Raw genomic sequence first — 15,624 nt, 5'->3', positions numbered from 1 at the left:
TCGAACGATAGTGGGCCCGCCTGGCCACGAAGTCCGAAGCGCTTCGTGGCCAGGCGGTACAGTCCGGGAAGTCGATTAGACTCGATCCAGTCAGCGGATATCGTTCGTTGCCGCTCAGTGAGGTTGGAGGTGGTGCTGATGGCGATGCCGGTTCCCCATACTGGTTCCTGGACGGCTGCGGACCTCGATCACATGCCCGATGACGGATTGCGTTACGAGGTACTGAATGGCCAGCTCGTTGTGAACGCCGCCCCCAAGCCCCGACACCAGTGGTTGATCAAGCGATTGACCACTGCTGTCGATGCGGTGCTCCCCGCGGAATATGTCGCACTTGACGGCGTCGGAGTGCTGATCGGTGACGACGAGCCGATACCCGACCTAGTTGTCGCAAACGGTCCGATCGGGTGGGACGATCGAGGTATCCCGGCGGATCAAGTGTGTCTGGTGGTCGAGGTGGTCTCGAAGTCCACGACGTTGCAAGACCGTATGGTCAAGCCGGTCGTCTACGCCGAGGCGGGGATACCGAACTACTGGCGAATCGAACCAAACGCCTTCAAGGGGCAGCTACCCGGTGAGGTTCTCCCTGTCCTGTTCGCCCACGAGCTCGGCGCCGACGGTGTCTACGCGCAGACACACAGGGTGGCGGCGGGTGAGACCGTCACCCTGCGTGCGCCTTTCGAGTTCGCTATCGACCCCGGTTCGTTATTGCCCTGACAACTCGCGGGGCCGCGTGGTGCGCAGCACGATCAGTGCGAAGGCTGTGACATGCACAGTGCGCGTGGCGCGGACTCGACGCCGAACTCCGGTCAGGACTTGCCCTTGCCCGGCGCCCAGTTCAAGCCCCAGCCGTAGGCCTTGTCGATCTCCGCGACGCCCCACCGTGGCTTGCCGAAGGGTGGGGGAACGAAGCGGCCCTCGCGGCGAACGACCAATTCGCCGTTGATGTTCTCGATCAGCGCGAGCACCATGTCGCGAGAATTGTCGACGCAGCCGCCGACGGTCATCTCGATCGGCGGGGAGTTGACGGGGTACAGCGTGGCGGTGGCATGGACGCCGCGGAAATCCTTCGCGCCCTCCCAGAGCGTCGCGAACACCAGGATTCGGCGGAACTGTGCGGTGTGATCGAGGTTGATGTCGAGGTTCTCGCCGTTGACCGCCGTGCCGGAGCGGTCGTCCTTGTCCAGTTGGATGAACGGGGGTGCGTGCAGGCCACCGAAATTGCCGACCGCGCGGATATCGCCCTTGCTGCCGTCGGTGAGTTCCCAGAAGCAGCACAGGTCCAGGTCGAGCGCGCCGCCCTTGCGGCTGAACAGTCCTTTGGTCGCCGGCGGAGCGGTCCAGTTCAGGTTGATCCGCATGATGCCACCGGTGGCGCCCTGCTTGGTGAGCGAGACCGACGGTGCTTCCTTGGTGAGTGAGATCTTGTTCAGGTTGACCGGCTGGCCGGACGGCGGCGGGGGCTGAGCCGGAGAAGACGCGAATTGGCCTTGTTGAAAGCCGGGTTGTCCGTGGCTGCCCGGTCCGGTAGGTGGTGTGTACTGTCCCGGGGGTGCGGCGAACTGGCCCGGTGCTGGCGGGAATTGGCCTTGCTGGGAGCCGGGTTGTCCGTAGCTGTCCGGTCCGGGAGGCGGCGGATATTGGCCGGGAGGCGGTGGATACTGCCCCGGTGGTGGTACGGGCGCGGGTTGCGGCACCGGGAATCCACCCTGTGGTGGCATAGGAGGCGCCGGGTGCTGGCCGGGCGGTGGTGCGAACTGCCCTTGCGGTGGCATGGGAGGTGCCGGATGCTGTTGCTGCGATGGGACGGGCGGAGGCGGTGGCGCGAATTCCGGGGCCTGCGGCTGCTCGTCATCGACCGAGATACCGAAATCCGTTGCTAAACCGGCCAACCCGCTCGCATACCCCTGCCCGACCGCGCGGAACTTCCATCCGCCCTGGCGTCGATACAGTTCGCCGAGCACGAACGCCGTCTCCGTCGTCGCGCCGACGCTGTCGAACCGCGCGACCTCGGCGCCGCTGCCCGCATCGACGATCCGCACATACAGTCCGGTGAACTCACCGAAGGTGGCGCCGTCGGAGGATGCCGCGATCACGATGGTCTCGATCTGCGACTCGACCTGCGACAGGTCCGCCGTCAGCACATCGAGCACGGTCGCGCCGCGCTGCTTGCCTTCGTGTCGGATCGCGCCGGAAGGGTGCGCCGCCTGGTTGTAGAAGACGAAGTCGTTGTCGGAGCGGACCTTTCCCGCCACGAGCAACAGTGCCGACGCGTCGGCATCGAGACCACCCGGTCCCGCCTGCCAGCCGAGCTCTATCCGAACCGCGGGAATCTGCACCGGTACGTTGGCGCCCTTCGTCATCGACACAACTGCCAACGTATCCGAAAGGTCCGGTTCTGTCCCACACGGTCAGTGCGCACACCGAACTCACTTGGTGGTCGGCGGCGCGATCTGCCAGTGCTCTTGCAACGCACCCGCGATCTCGGGCAGCACCGTCACCGGAATCCGCTTCTCCCGCAGCAGCGCGCGAATCTCGTTGACCTGCTCGCGCTTGCGCAGGTCGTAGGCACCGGCGACCGGCCGAACGACCGGAGGGATCGACATCAACACCAATTCGCCGTGGCGTTCGTCGCCGCCGACCAGGTCCAATGCCAGCGACCAGCGCGCCTGTTCGTCGAGCGTGAACCGTCCCGCGACCACGCGCTCCCAGTCGATACTCGTCTCGCTCAGGGGTGTGCGCCGGTAGATCGCCTCGTCACTCAGCACGATGGTGTCCCTGGTGAACAGTGCCACCAGGAGCGCGACCGCGACCACCACCCCGACCAGCAGCCCGGTGAACACGCGGTTGATGCCGAACGCGCCGACGAATCCACCGACGATGGCCGCGACCACCACCACGGCGATCGCACTGTAGACGCCTACGCGCTTGCCGGGAACGACGCCCGCACGCACCGTTGTCACTCTCGCCTCCGTATTCGCACCTGGCCGGTCTCGCGAATCCACCGTACCGGGCGCGAACACGGCTGCTCGGGGGTTGTGCTCTGGTCTCAGCCGCCCAGCGCGACGGCCGCCTCCGCGGTGTACGCGAGGAAGGTCAGGCTCTGCTGGAAGTACAGCTGCACCGTCTCGGCGTCGTGTGACAGATAACCGATCGACAGGTCCTGGCCGAGCCGCAGATCGAAGTCGCCGCCGCGCGTGGTGAGCACGAACGCGCCGTCGATGGCGGGCGCCCAGACGATCTCCCCTTCGGGGATGAGCCGCTCGATATGGGTGCGGATCGGGTGTCCGTGATCGGAGGTCTCACTGACCGCGGTGAACAGTTCCGCGCTCAACAACACCGAGTAGGGGCCGTCGACGCCAGCGAGCCGCAGCTCGCTCAACGCCTGCGCGATCGCCTCGGGCACCAGGCGCGGATCACCCGGCACGGGGATCGGCTTGTTCGACGAACTTCCCCGAATACCGGTGATATTCGCGGCCGGGTAGCCCTCGAAGATGGCGCGGTCCTCGGCGAAGGCGATCCGCCGGGCGGCGTCCTTGACCGGGTCGAGGTCGACGTCCTTGGAGCCGCGCTCGACATTGTCGAGTTCCTCCCTGGACAGCCGGAACGGCACCCGCAGTTCCACCAGCGGCGCCACCACGCGCTGCCGGGCGAGCACGCCCTCGTCGGGTGCGGCGATCGGGGTGGTGTGTCCGGTGCCGACGGCCGCGTAGTCGCTGCCGTGCGGACCGGACAGGTCGACCACCCTGCGGCCGGCGATGTGCCGCTTGAAGGTGCGGGTGGCTTCTTCGCCGATTTCCGCCCATGCCTCGGAGGTGATCGGCGCGAGTTCGCGATGGAGGTTGTTCATAACTACCTGCTCCTTTTCAACGTGCCGATGCCGAGTGAGCCATGTCCGGTCTCGAATGGTGCTGACATCCCTGTTGTTTCAACGCCCGAGGATTCCGGCGATTCCCCCGCCGCCGTGCTGGCTTGCTCGGGTGGTGGGGGCAGTTCGTCGAAGAAGTCGTTGGCCGGTGTGAAGAACGAGGTGCCGGTGACCGCGACCGAGAAATCGAGAATCCGGTCGTAGGCGGCTTCCTCGGTGCCGACGAACATCCGCTGCAGCATCAACTCGGTGACGCTCGGTGTCGCCGCGTATGCCACGTAGTAGGTGCCGAATTCACCGTCCTTGACGCTACCGAAGGGCATGTTGGCGCGCAGGATCTTGCGCTCGGTGCCGTCGGCTTCCTCGATGGTATTCACCGCGACGTGCGAATTCGCCGGTTTCTCCGCGTCCGACAGCTCGAAATCATCGAGCTTGGTTCTGCCGATCACCCGTTCCTGCTCCTCGGTGCTCAGCGCGCGCCACTCGTCGAGCGGATGGGTGTACTTCTGCACGATGACGTAGCTGCCGTCGCGGAAATCGGGGTCCTCGTCGCCGATCAGCGCCGAGGCCACCGCTTCCTTACCTTCGGGGTTCTCGGTGCCGTCGACGAAGCCGAGCAGGTCGCGTTGTTCGAAGTAGCGGAAGCCGACGGTCTGGTCGATGATCTTGCCCGCACCGGCGAGACGGTCGCCGATCACCATCGCGAGTTCGAAGCACCCGTCCTGGGTTTGCGCCTTGATGTGGAACAAGAGGTCGCCGGGAGTGGCGGGCGCTTCGTGCACGGCGCCGACGTATCCGGGGAACTCGTGCAGTTCGGCAGGCCGTGGACCACTGAAGAGGCGGTCCCACGCCGAGGAGCCGATCGAGGTGACACACGTCAGGTCACGGCCGGGCAGGCGAAATCCCACCGAGCGGCGCAGACCGGGCATATCGGCGAGCAGGTCACGCACCTGCGCCTCCCCGCCCTCGTCGATGGTGACGACGAGAAAGATCGCGGCCAGGGAGAGCGGATCGAGAATCGGCTGCGGCTCGCTCATAATCGACAGACTAACGCCTCGAGGGGCTCCATCGACCACTCCGTATGTCGCTCGGTCGGCTCACCCGCCGGGTCGTTCGTGCGCTCACTTCGCGACAGTGAGCAAGAACGCCACGTCGTCCACGGCATGCACACTGTGTCGGGCCTGCGGGATCACCAGCAGGTCGCCGGCCGAGCCCTTCCATTCGTTGTCGCCACTGCGCAAGGTCAAGGTGCCGCTGAGCACCTGCAGGGTCGCCTCTCCTGGGTTGTTGTGCTCGGCGAGACTCTGCCCGGCGCACAGGCCGATCACGGTCTGGCGCAGCGAGTTCACGTGTCCGCCGTAGAGGGTCAGTGAGCTGCGCCCGCTACTGGCGTCGGCCGCCGCCTTCAGTTGCTGGCGAGCGACCGCGGTGAGCGATTTCTTGTCCATGAGCACCTTTCGCGGGCCGAGGCGGCGCGGTGGCCGTGCGTACGGTCGCACGGACCCGCCCGCGGCGTATATGGCCGAGTATGCCCCGACGCCGCGCGGTGGGGGCCGCGAATGCGCGCCGCACGATCGGAGCGCGCCCGCCGGTGATGTCGGGTCGGTCGATCGAGGCCGGTGGCGCTAACCGCGGGCGTACCAGCGGGTGCGGAAACGCAATCCGGAGGTGGAGGTGTGCCACTGTGGCTGTGCGACGGCGGCTTCTTCGCGCCACTGTGGCCCGATCTCCGGTGCGTGCGCGTCACCTTCGAGGGGGCTGTCTATCTCGGTCACACACAGCAGTGTCGCGAAAGACATTGCCGCACGGTAGATTTCGGCACCACCGGCGATCCACACCGGATCGGGTGCGCTGAGTTCGAGTGCCTCGTGCACCGACCCGGCGCGTTCGGCGCCCTCGGCGGCCCAGTCCGGCTGCCTGGTCACCACGATGCTGCGGCGGCCGGGCAACGGTCGAAAGCGCGGCGGAATCGAATCCCAGGTGCGTCGACCCATCACCACGGGGTGGCCCGAGGTCGTCTCCTTGAAGTGCGCCATGTCTTCGGGAATCCGCCACGGGATGGCGTTGTCGGCGCCGATCACACCGTCGAGGGTCTGCGCCCAGATCATGCCGATCTCGCGCGCGGGTGCGTTCACACCGCCACCGGCGCCTTGATGGCCGGATGATGCTGGTAGTCCAGCATTTCCACGTCCTCGAAGGCGTAATCGAACAGGGTCGGCGCCGGGCGAAGGCGCAGCTGGGGGAACGGAAACGGGTCGCGCCCGAGCTGCTCGGTGACCTGCGCGTGGTGATTGTCATAGATGTGGCAGTCGCCACCGGTCCACACGAAATCGCCTGGCTCCAGCTCGGTTTGCTGCGCGACCATGTAGGTGAGCAACGCGTAGCTGGCGATATTGAACGGCACTCCGAGGAACAGGTCGGCGCTGCGCTGATACAGCTGGCAGGAGAGCTTCCCGTCGGCCACATAGAACTGGAACAGCGCGTGACAGGGGGCCAACGCCATCTTGCCCAGGTCGGCGACGTTCCATGCGGAGACGATCATCCTGCGCGAATCGGGGTCGGTGCGCAGCGTCCGCAAGACCTCCGAGATCTGGTCGACGTGGGTGCCGTCGGGGGTCGGCCACGAACGCCACTGCGCGCCGTAGACCGGCCCGAGTTCGCCCTCGTCGTCGGCCCATTCGTCCCAGATGGAGACCTTGTGTTCGTGCAGCCAGTCCACATTGGTCTCGCCGCGCAGGAACCACAGCAATTCGTAGACGATCGACCGCAGGTGCACCTTCTTGGTGGTGATCAGCGGGAATCCGGCCGCCAGGTCGTAGCGCAACTGGTGACCGAAGATGCTGCGAGTTCCGGTACCGGTGCGGTCGGCCTTGTGTTTGCCCGACTCGAGCACCAGTCGGAGCAGATCCTCGTACTGGGTATCCGTCGCCACGGTCGTCGACTTTACTGCCCAGGTGATCGGTGGCGGCGTCGCGCCACCTGGCAAGCTCTCGGACATGCGTGAGCTCTACGTGATCGGCATCGGCGCGGGCGATCCCCAGCAGGTGACGGTGCAGGCGATCAAGGCGATGCGGAAGGTCGACACCTTCTTCGTGATCGGCAAGGGCGCCGAGAAACAGGAACTGGTCGATGTGCGCACCGGCATCCTCGAGGAGTTCCTGGACCGGCCGTATCGAATCGTGGAGATCGCCGACCCGCCGCGCGAGCGCACACCCACCGATTACTCGGGGGTGGTGGGGGACTGGCACGACGCGCGGTCGGAGCTGTTGGAGGCCGAGTTCGCGAGGGTCGACGGGGTCGGCGCGATTCTGGTGTGGGGCGATCCTTCCCTGTACGACAGCACATTGCGGGTCGTCGACCGTGTGCTCGCGCGTGGTCTGGTGCGCTTCGACTACCAGGTGATTCCTGGAGTGACCAGTGCGCAGGCGCTGGCTGCGCGGCATCGGATGGTGTTGCACCGGGTCGGCGAGCCGGTGCATGTCACGACGGGGCGCCGGTTGCGCGAGGAAGGTCTCGGCGATGGGTCGACGTTGGTGATGCTCGACGGTGAGTGCGCGTTCACACAGGTCCCGCAGGAGGATGTGCACATCTGGTGGGGTGCCTACCTGGGAATGCCGGACGAGACTCTGATCGAAGGTCCCCTCGGCGATGTCGCCGAGGAGATCGTGCGACGGCGCACGAAGCTGCGTGCCGACAAGGGCTGGATCATGGACATCTACCTGCTGCGTCGTTGAGCCGGGAAGTGTCGGTGTGCCCGGGTAATCTGAATCCGTGCCCGAGTTACCCGAGGTCGAGGCGCTGGCGCAGTTCCTACGCGAACACGCGGTCGGTGCGGTAGTCGGGCGTGTGGATGTCGCGGCGTTGAGTGCCGTCAAGACCTTCGATCCTGAGGTGACCGCGCTGTCGGGTCGCGATGTGACCGCGGCGGGCCGCTGGGGAAAGTTCCTCGGCCTCGAGTGCGACGGTCTGTGGCTGATCACGCATCTGTCGCGCGGTGGTTGGCTGCGGTGGCTCGACGAGCCATCGCCGACGCCGCCGAGGCCGGGTGGTAAGAGTCCGCTGGCTTTGCGTGTGCACCTGTTCACTCCGGAAGCCGATACTCCGGCGTTCGATCTCACCGAGGCGGGCACCAAGAAGCGACTCTCGGTGTACGTCGTCACCGACCCGGACCAGGTGCCCGGTATCGCAAGGCTCGGCCCCGACGCGTTGGCGGTGTCCGAACCGGAGTTTGCCGAGATCCTGCGCGGCACCTCGCAGCGGATCAAGACCGCGATCGTCGACCAGACCCTCCTCGCGGGAATAGGCAATGCCTATTCCGACGAGATCCTGCACACCGCCAAGATCTCGCCGTTCGCCAACACCAAGACCATGCCCGCCGAGAAGGTCGAGCAGTTGTACGCGGCGATGCGCTCGGTACTCGTCTATGCGATCGACAGGTCGGTCGGGCAGGACGCCGCCCGGCTCAAGAGCGAAAAGCGTTCCGGCCTACGGGTACACGCCCGTACCGGAATGACCTGCCCGGTCTGCGGCGATACCGTGCGGGAGGTGTCCTACGTCGACCGTTCCTTCCAGTATTGCCCGACCTGTCAGACCGGCGGCAAGATCCTCGCCGATCGCAGGATGTCGCGCCTGCTCAAGTGATCAGGTCAGACTCGCTACCCGAACCCCTTGCCAGGCAAGACGTTTCGCTCGATCGGGGTCGTCTTCCAATCGGGTCGGTGCGTCGATGATCAGTGTGCTGCGACGGGTTTCGGTATAGCGCGTCCATGACGCCAGCGGTGAGCCGGTGCGCGCGAAGGCCAACCAGTTGTCCTGGAACTGGCTCTGTACCGCGCGCAGGCCGCCGCGTCCGCCGATCGCCGTGACGACGCGACCGAACGGGGAGTCCGCCGCCCCGAAGACGGGGATCAGATCGGAGGCGTGGGTGGCGCCGAAACCCGCGAGTCGCAGTGCGCGCGGGGCGAAGTCGTAGCGGTAGGCGTAGGTGGGAGCGTGCCGACTGTGGCCTTCCATCGCCAAGAGCGAAGACCGCCAGAACACGTAGTCGCCGCCCGCGCGTACCGCGGCCTTCGCCTCGGGATAGCCGGGATAGGCCGCCGCCACGCGCGATTCCAGGTTCTCGCCCGAGCGTGCGAGTGCCTTGCGTAGCCGGTCGGCGGTGGTGGGCAGCGAGTCCTCGAAGCGGGAGAACAACGTGCCCTCGTCGCGGTTGGTGCCGATGATCAGCGGTACCGAATGCGCCGTGCCATCGATGATCGCCTCGAGCGGTGCCCGCGGCAGGTAATCGCCGTCGACGACGGGGACCGCGGTGAATCGGCCGGGGTGCTCGCGCAAGACCGCACCGACCGCGCGGTCGACGGCGCGACCGATCTCCTTGCCCGGTGCGGTGCGCAGTACCGCGGCGGCGGTGTCGGGTGTCGCGCCGAGTCGTTCGACGCAGCGATGGGCGAAGGCGCGCGCGTCGTCGGCGGTCAGCGACCAGTCTGCCGGGGCGCTCTGCGAAATGGCCTGGTGGAAAAGGCCCTTCGCGGCCGGCGTCGCCAGCAGGGTGAGCACGGCGTTGGCGCCAGCGGACTCCCCGAAAATGGTGACGTTGCCAGGGTCGCCACCGAACGCGGCGATATTGGCTCGCACCCATTCCAGCGCGGCGACCTGGTCGCGCAGTCCGAGGTTCGACTCGAACGGCTGCTCGGCGGTACCGAATTCGCCGAAGTCGACGTAGCCGAAGCCGCCGAGGCGGTAATTCATCGAGACGACGATCACGTCGCCGTAGGCGGCAAGTCCTGCGCCGGAGTACAGCGACAGTGACGAGGTGCCGAACAGGTACCCGCCGCCGTGAATGAACACCAGGACCGGACGCAATGCGGAGGCGGGTGCGACGGGCGCTGTGACATTGAGTGTCAAAGCGTCCTCGCCGGTCGGTTGGTAGCTCCTCGCGCCGGTGCGCGCACCCTGTCGGCGTTGCACGGCGGCAAGTCCGAACTCGGTCGCGTCGTGCACGCCCGACCACGGGTGCACCGGCTGTGGTGCTCGAAACCGCAGTTCTCCCACGGGGGGTGCCGCGTACGGGATGGATCGCCAGCGCGAGACGCGGCGCCCGAGTCGACCGCGGACAGCACCGTCCATGGTCGTGATATCTATCGTTGCCACCATCAAGTGATGGTAGCCAAGCGCCGTCCTTCGCCGATAGAGACAATCGGCAACTCTCGCCTTCGTCCATAGAGCGGCACTGAGTGCCACCGGGTTGCCGGGCGCTCCGCTCCGCGCCTTCGTCGGGGGTCACGTGATCGACGCACCTGGTTCGCGCGCCGTGCGCGGCGCCTTCCGCCACGGTCCAGCTACCCACGTCCCGTACCGATCATCCCCGCGCAAGGCCCCTTTCCTGACGGCAATCGACGGTCTTCTGCTGCCCGTTTCGTCGAGATCAGCGCCGATGCACGTGCACCTGTTCGTACATCGTTCCCACGGTGGCGGTCGCGGTGCCGCGCAAATCGGCGCAGGTCAGCAAGGCCCCTCGGGGACGGGGGTTCGCGCCCGTCCCAGATCGTCGAGAAGTGGTTCATCACATTCGGGTGATGCGAGGCTTGCCAACTGGCGCGTGTGCTGAGCCGCGACTAGAAAAGCTAGCTGTCGCACCGTGGCCGATCGGTGTGTCCACGGCTATGCAGGGGGTTGTCGTCGACACGCCGGCTCGGTGCGACTCTTTCTCCACTGTCGACCCTCCTCGGCAGCTGTCCCAGTCAGTTGGATTCCAGAGATCCGGCGGCAGGACGATTCGAGCGGTCGATGCGAACACGACGACAGTGAACCCAGACCGGCCGAGAGATTCCCCTCCCCCGGCGCTCCCGCTCCCGCTCCCGCTCCCGCGCTCCCGCGCTCCCGCTCCCGCGCTCCCGCGCTCCCGCGCTCCCGCGCTCCCGCGCTCCCGCGCTCCCGCGCTCCCGCGCTCCCGCGCCGCAGGGTCACCAGGACAAGAGCGGGGAATTCTGGGAGTAGGGGCGACGCCGGTGTCCTGGTGATCACCGGTTGTGTCGGAGGTGAACTGGGGGTGCTCAGCGCGCACCGGGGGCGGGTGAGGGACGCTCGGTGTGACCGTCCGAAAAACGAATGCCCGTGTGGCGCTTTTCCTATGCGGACAGCGCGCTGGACAGTGCGGTGACCTGCGGCAACTGACGACGCGTGCCCACTCATCCGGTGATGTCCGAATTTTCGGTTCACCCTGTCCGGTGTGACCTACCCTTGGGTAGCATTCGCGGTGTGATGTGGCTCATGGTCGGAGCGTTCCGAGTGTGTGCTGTGGCCGAAGGAATAAGGAGTACCTATCGATGTTGAGCACCATGCAGGACGAGCCCCTGTCCCTGGCGACGTTGCTGCGCTACGCATCGACGTTCGGTGGCGACGCCACGATCAGCACCTGGACCGGAACCGACGTGCGGACCAAGACCTTCGGTGATCTCGGCGAGGACTCCGCGCGGCTGGCGAATGCGTTGCAGGGCTTCGGGATCGGCGTCGGCGACCGAGTGGCCACCTTCATGTGGAACAACTACGAGCACATGATGTCCTACATCGCGATCCCCGCGATGGGTGCGGTACTGCACGCGCTCAACATCCGGCTGTTCCCCGAGCAGTTGGTGTTCGTGGCCAATCATGCCGAGGACCAGGTGGTGCTGGTCGACGGTTCGTTGCTGCCGATGTTCGCCAAGTATCTGCCGAATTTGCAGACGGTGCGGCACGTCATCGTGGTGAACGGTGACGTCACCGCGCTCTCGGCGCCCGAGGGTGTCCAGGTGCACGACTACGCGGAACTGCTTGCCGCGCAATCGGATACCTTCGATTTTCCGGTGATCGACGAACGCTCCGCCGCCGCGATGTGTTACACCTCGGGCACCACCGGCGACCCCAAGGGCGTCGTTTACTCGCACCGGTCCAACTGGCTGCACGCGATGCACGTGTGTTCGCCGGGTGGCATGGATTTCTCCGGCGCCGACACCGCGCTCGCGATCGTGCCGCTGTTCCATGCCAACGCGTGGGGACTGCCCTACGCGGCGCTGATGTCCGGCGCGAATGTGCTGATGCCCGACCGGTTCCTGCAACCGGGTCCGCTGTTGGAGATCATGGCGGCGCAGCAGCCGACCTTCGCCGCGGCCGTCCCCACCATCTGGGGTGGCGTGCTCGCCGGGCTCGAAGCCAATCCCCAGGACATCAGCCACCTGCGTTCGGTGGTCGTGGGTGGTGCGGCGGTGCCGCCGTCGATGATGCGCGCGTTCCAGGACAAGCACGGCGTGCGGATCATCCACGCATGGGGCATGACCGAAACCTCGCCGCTGGGTAGCGTTTCGCATCCGCCCGCCGGCGTGACCGGTGAGGACGAATGGGAGTACCGCTTCACCCAGGGCCGCTTCCCCGCGTCGGTGCAGGCGCGACTGGTCGCCGACGACGGCACCGTGCTGCCCAATGACGGAGAAGCCGTGGGCGAGTTGGAAGTTCGTGGTCCGTGGATTACCGGGTCTTACTACTCACCCGACGGTAGCCCGGTCGATCCGGACAAGTTCGACGACGGTTGGCTGCGCACCGGCGACGTCGGCAAGATCAGCCGGGACGGCTTCCTCACCCTGGTCGACCGTTCGAAGGACGTGATCAAGTCCGGCGGCGAGTGGATCTCCTCGGTGGATCTGGAGAACGCGGTAATGGGACACCCCGCCGTGTCGGAGGCGGCGGTGATCGGTGTGCCCGACCCGAAATGGGATGAGCGTCCGCTGGTCGCGATCGTGCTCGCCGAGTCGGCGAAGGCCGAGGCGGCGCAGCTGCGTGAGTTCCTCGCCGACAAGTTCGCCAAATGGCAGCTGCCGGAGTACTGGACGTTCATCGACGAGGTGCCCAAGACCAGTGTCGGCAAGTTCGACAAGAAGCGGTTGCGTGCCAGCTATTCCGACGGAGAGCTGACGGTGATCACGCTGTCCTGACCTAGTTGTTCTGATCGAAACCGCGGGCGACGCCACCTCGACAGTGTCGAGGTGGCGCCGTGGTATTCGGTCGGTGAACCGCCCGAGAACGTCTAGCAGTTGCGCAGTTCCGGGCTCTGGTTCAGCAGCTGTGCGCGGGTGCCGATGAAGGTGGAGTAGGTGTCGCCGCCCACCGAGGACAGCGGGAACGCGGCCACCCGGTGGCAGTTCTGGAAGGCGATCTTGATTCCGAAGTGGCGCTCCAGTCCACCGCGAATCGCGTCGGAAGCCATGGCGCGCAGTAGTTGACCGCGTGCGACCTCGTCGGGCGGTGCGATGGTGTTGTCGGCGTATTCCTCGCCGCCGGACTGGAGATCATCGGCGACTCGGCTGACGACCTCCCACGCGTAGGGCAGGGAGTCGCGAACGACGGCGACGAAATCCGCGTCGTCCACTTCGCCGCGTTCGGCGCGTTCCAATACTGCGGCAGGGACATCGAGGGACATAGCGCTCTCCTCCGTAATGGATGGCTGAAGCAGGTGGCTGGTGAAGCGATGCCCTCTTGATTGTAAACGAAAGTCGTTGTCAACAAACCTTGATTCGGCGTGAAAGTGCCGATTCCAGTGCGCTTTTCGTTTCGGCGGCCAACCGATGCACGAGTTCACCCGCCGGTAGCTCGTCGGTGAGGGCATGGGTCTGGCCTGCCCACAGGTTGACCTCGTCGGTGTTGCCCGCCGAGCGCGCGGCGGCACGCAAAGGCGCTGTGGCGTAGTGGATTTCCGGGTAGGCGGCGGGTGCGCCCGCGGTGTGCTCATCGAGGAACCGGTTGCGCAGGCCGCGTGCACGCCTGCCGGTGAACGCGCGCGTGAGCATGGTCGGGGTGTCGGTGGGCAGCGCCGCGCGGTGCACCGGATTGGTGCCGGCCTCCCGGCAGCGCAGGAACGCGGTTCCCAGTTGTGCCGCCGCGGCGCCCGCCGCGAGTACCGCGGCGATTCCCGCTCCGGTGGCGAGTCCGCCGCTGGCCACTATCGGGCGGTCGGTGCGTGCGCGCAGCAGTTGCAACAGGGCGAGCAGGGTGAGCGGATCGGTGGGGTCGTCGGTGGGGTCGTCGATGAAGCTCGCGCGGTGTCCACCCGCTTCGGAGCCCTGGGCGATGAGTACATCGGCGCCCGCCGCGATCGCGAGGTCGGCCTCGGCGGGCGAGGTCACGGTCACCCACGCCTCGGAGCCGACGGCGTGCAGTCGCGCGATGTCCTCGGTGGACGGGCAGCCGAAGGTGAACGAGGCCACCGCGACGGGGTCGGTGGTGAGTAGATCGAGTTTCGCGTCCCAGTCGTCGGTGTTGTGGCGGGCTTCGCCCAGTTCGTGCTCGCGACCGAGTTCGGCGAGGTAGGCCGCGATCCGATCGGCGGGTGTGGCGGGGCCGGGCGCGAAGAGGTTCACCCCGAACGGTGCGTCGGTCGCGGCGCGGGTGGCCAGGATCCTGGTCGCGATGTCCTTCGCGGTGAGATATCCGGCGGCCAGTTGGCCGAATCCGCCCGCCTCGGTCACGGCGACGGTGAGTTCGGGTGTCGATGGACCGCCCGCCATGGGGGCCAGCAGGATCGGGACGTTCAGCTCGTCGATGATCACGATTCCACTCTTACCCCGCGGCGGGATTCAGTGCCCGCGGGGCGCGCTCGACGTGCGCACTCTCGCCTCGCATCGCTGTTCGGCGCGGTATTCGCCGCCCAGGGGGCCACTTTCAAGCAGAAGGTTGCGGAATGGTCACGACAATGTAGAGTTCCCATCACAACAGATGCCAAACCGTTATCTAAACCAACGTTGCCGGATCGTTACTTTAGCCGAAAACGCCTGGTTGTGCAGCTGTTCGACCCTGCTTTTCGGAAGGACGATGCGTTGTCTCAGCACCGTGTAGGCCCCAGTTCGATCACCGTCACCAGTCTGCTCGGTGACGGTGCAGGGTTGTCAGGGCCGGTCCGCCACCGCGCCGACGCGTCGGCCGCCGAACGGGTCCGTGCCGCCGCGGGTGCCGCTGTCGCCGCGGGCGCCATCATCGGTGTCGTCGCCCAGGTCGGCCCCGCCCTCGCCGCCGCGACCCCGCTGTATCCGACTCCGCAGGACAACAGCGTCAACGAGGTCGCCGAGCCGGTGGCGGACCAGAGCGAGGCCGTCGGGGTGCCCGAGGCGTTGGCCGCCAGTGCCGCGCAGGCCGCGCCGAGCGCGCAGGCGCCCGCGCCCGTCAAGCAGGCGGCCGAGGTGGCCGCCCCGGTCGCGGCCCCGTTCGGGATTCCCAACCTGCCTCCCGAGATCTCCGGCCCGCTCGGTCAGGCCGAGGACGCGTTGCAGGACCTCCAGCGTCAGGTCGCGCCGCCGACGGCCGTTCGTCCGGTTGCCGGGCCGATCAGCTCCGGATTCGGCAGCCGCTGGGGTACCGCACACAACGGCATCGACTTCGCCGACCAGCTCGGAACGCCGATTCACTCGGTCAGCAACGGCACCGTGATCGAGGCGGGACCCGCTTCCGGCTTCGGCCTGTGGGTGCGGGTGGCGCAGGAGGACGGCACCACGGCGGTGTACGGCCACGTCAACGAGATGTTCGTCAGCGCGGGGCAGCAGGTGCGGGCGGGCGAGGTGATCGCGACCGTCGGCAATCGTGGCCAGTCCACCGGGCCGCACCTGCACCTGGAGATCTGGGACCAGGGCGGCACCAAGGTCGATCCGATGCCCTATCTCCTCGCCAAAGGTGTCCCGCTGGAGTGGGGCCCGACCGGACACTGAGCGGAAACCTCACCACCGTGACGCTGACTCGATCAC

General features: G+C 66.7%; 15 protein-coding genes. 5 read left to right on the top strand and 10 right to left on the bottom strand.

Annotation, left to right across the window (positions count from 1 at the left end; genetic code table 11):
* The first annotated feature begins 138 nt into the window (after positions 1 to 138).
* Positions 139 to 714, top strand: a complete 576-nt coding sequence (locus ABEA50_RS02970) for a Uma2 family endonuclease (protein WP_345493428.1) — start codon at positions 139 to 141, stop codon at positions 712 to 714.
* 92 nt (positions 715 to 806) lie between these two features.
* Here the strand turns inward: ABEA50_RS02970 and ABEA50_RS02965 are convergent, their stop codons facing one another.
* From ABEA50_RS02965 to ABEA50_RS02935, 7 genes are all read right to left on the bottom strand, one after another.
* Complete coding sequence (locus ABEA50_RS02965; RefSeq protein ID WP_345494631.1) at positions 807 to 2,360, bottom strand: TerD family protein; 1,554 nt, start codon at positions 2,358 to 2,360, stop codon at positions 807 to 809.
* Between the two features lie 66 nt (positions 2,361 to 2,426).
* A complete protein-coding gene (locus ABEA50_RS02960; protein WP_345493427.1) occupies positions 2,427 to 2,960 on the bottom strand; it encodes a hypothetical protein in 534 nt (177 codons plus the stop codon).
* 86 nt (positions 2,961 to 3,046) lie between these two features.
* Positions 3,047 to 3,847, bottom strand: coding sequence for a family 1 encapsulin nanocompartment shell protein (locus ABEA50_RS02955; RefSeq protein WP_345493426.1), 801 nt, complete (start codon positions 3,845 to 3,847; stop codon positions 3,047 to 3,049).
* A gap of 2 nt (positions 3,848 to 3,849) precedes the next feature.
* Positions 3,850 to 4,902 carry a Dyp-type peroxidase gene (locus tag ABEA50_RS02950; RefSeq protein WP_345493425.1) on the bottom strand — a complete coding sequence of 351 codons (1,053 nt, stop codon included), beginning with the start codon at positions 4,900 to 4,902 and terminating at the stop codon, positions 3,850 to 3,852.
* Between the two features lie 84 nt (positions 4,903 to 4,986).
* On the bottom strand, positions 4,987 to 5,313 hold the full coding sequence (locus ABEA50_RS02945) for a cupin domain-containing protein (protein ID WP_345493424.1): 327 nt from the start codon (positions 5,311 to 5,313) through the stop codon (positions 4,987 to 4,989).
* Between the two features lie 177 nt (positions 5,314 to 5,490).
* The gene (locus tag ABEA50_RS02940; protein ID WP_345494629.1) at positions 5,491 to 5,973 is read right to left on the bottom strand and encodes a dihydrofolate reductase; all 483 of its coding nucleotides are present in this window, start codon (positions 5,971 to 5,973) and stop codon (positions 5,491 to 5,493) included.
* A gap of 23 nt (positions 5,974 to 5,996) precedes the next feature.
* Positions 5,997 to 6,797, bottom strand: a complete 801-nt coding sequence (locus ABEA50_RS02935; RefSeq protein WP_345494628.1) for a thymidylate synthase — start codon at positions 6,795 to 6,797, stop codon at positions 5,997 to 5,999.
* A 64-nt stretch (positions 6,798 to 6,861) separates the two neighbouring features.
* Between ABEA50_RS02935 and cobF the strand changes: the two genes are divergently transcribed.
* Both cobF and ABEA50_RS02925 read left to right on the top strand, forming a co-directional pair.
* Positions 6,862 to 7,599 carry a precorrin-6A synthase (deacetylating) gene (cobF, locus tag ABEA50_RS02930; protein ID WP_345493423.1) on the top strand — a complete coding sequence of 246 codons (738 nt, stop codon included), beginning with the start codon at positions 6,862 to 6,864 and terminating at the stop codon, positions 7,597 to 7,599.
* Between the two features lie 37 nt (positions 7,600 to 7,636).
* Entirely contained in the window at positions 7,637 to 8,506 is an 870-nt protein-coding gene (locus tag ABEA50_RS02925) for an Fpg/Nei family DNA glycosylase (protein ID WP_345493422.1), read from the top strand.
* On the opposite strand, the gene ABEA50_RS02920 is transcribed toward ABEA50_RS02925, so the two are convergent.
* Positions 8,507 to 10,018, bottom strand: coding sequence for a carboxylesterase/lipase family protein (locus ABEA50_RS02920; RefSeq protein ID WP_345493421.1), 1,512 nt, complete (start codon positions 10,016 to 10,018; stop codon positions 8,507 to 8,509).
* Between the two features lie 1,172 nt (positions 10,019 to 11,190).
* Here ABEA50_RS02920 and ABEA50_RS02915 point away from each other — a divergent pair.
* A complete protein-coding gene (locus ABEA50_RS02915) occupies positions 11,191 to 12,828 on the top strand; it encodes a long-chain fatty acid--CoA ligase (RefSeq protein WP_345493420.1) in 1,638 nt (545 codons plus the stop codon).
* A 92-nt stretch (positions 12,829 to 12,920) separates the two neighbouring features.
* On the opposite strand, the gene ABEA50_RS02910 is transcribed toward ABEA50_RS02915, so the two are convergent.
* Positions 12,921 to 13,313: an SCO5389 family protein gene (locus tag ABEA50_RS02910; protein WP_345493419.1), complete on the bottom strand. Its 393-nt coding sequence runs from the start codon at positions 13,311 to 13,313 to the stop codon at positions 12,921 to 12,923.
* A 79-nt stretch (positions 13,314 to 13,392) separates the two neighbouring features.
* Entirely contained in the window at positions 13,393 to 14,439 is a 1,047-nt protein-coding gene (locus ABEA50_RS02905) for a nitronate monooxygenase (protein WP_345493418.1), read from the bottom strand.
* Positions 14,440 to 14,706: 267 nt separating this feature from the next.
* Here ABEA50_RS02905 and ABEA50_RS02900 point away from each other — a divergent pair, with 267 nt between their 5' ends.
* Positions 14,707 to 15,588: a M23 family metallopeptidase gene (locus tag ABEA50_RS02900; protein WP_345493417.1), complete on the top strand. Its 882-nt coding sequence runs from the start codon at positions 14,707 to 14,709 to the stop codon at positions 15,586 to 15,588.
* Positions 15,589 to 15,624: the final 36 nt, after the last annotated feature.

The sequence above is a fragment of the Nocardia callitridis genome, assembly GCF_039543305.1.
Classification (GTDB): Bacteria; Actinomycetota; Actinomycetes; order Mycobacteriales; family Mycobacteriaceae; genus Nocardia; species Nocardia callitridis.
This window is presented reverse-complemented; position numbering and strand designations above follow the sequence as displayed.

Coding starts and splice junctions, on each gene's coding strand:
- ABEA50_RS02970 (WP_345493428.1), top strand. CDS start 139: ATGGCGATGCCGGTTCCCCATACTGGTTCCTGGACGGCTGCGGACCTC.
- ABEA50_RS02965 (WP_345494631.1), bottom strand. CDS start 2,360: ATGACGAAGGGCGCCAACGTACCGGTGCAGATTCCCGCGGTTCGGATA.
- ABEA50_RS02955 (WP_345493426.1), bottom strand. CDS start 3,847: ATGAACAACCTCCATCGCGAACTCGCGCCGATCACCTCCGAGGCATGG.
- ABEA50_RS02950 (WP_345493425.1), bottom strand. CDS start 4,902: ATGAGCGAGCCGCAGCCGATTCTCGATCCGCTCTCCCTGGCCGCGATC.
- ABEA50_RS02945 (WP_345493424.1), bottom strand. CDS start 5,313: ATGGACAAGAAATCGCTCACCGCGGTCGCTCGCCAGCAACTGAAGGCG.
- ABEA50_RS02940 (WP_345494629.1), bottom strand. CDS start 5,973: ATGATCTGGGCGCAGACCCTCGACGGTGTGATCGGCGCCGACAACGCC.
- cobF (WP_345493423.1), top strand. CDS start 6,862: ATGCGTGAGCTCTACGTGATCGGCATCGGCGCGGGCGATCCCCAGCAG.
- ABEA50_RS02920 (WP_345493421.1), bottom strand. CDS start 10,018: ATGGTGGCAACGATAGATATCACGACCATGGACGGTGCTGTCCGCGGT.
- ABEA50_RS02915 (WP_345493420.1), top strand. CDS start 11,191: ATGTTGAGCACCATGCAGGACGAGCCCCTGTCCCTGGCGACGTTGCTG.
- ABEA50_RS02910 (WP_345493419.1), bottom strand. CDS start 13,313: ATGTCCCTCGATGTCCCTGCCGCAGTATTGGAACGCGCCGAACGCGGC.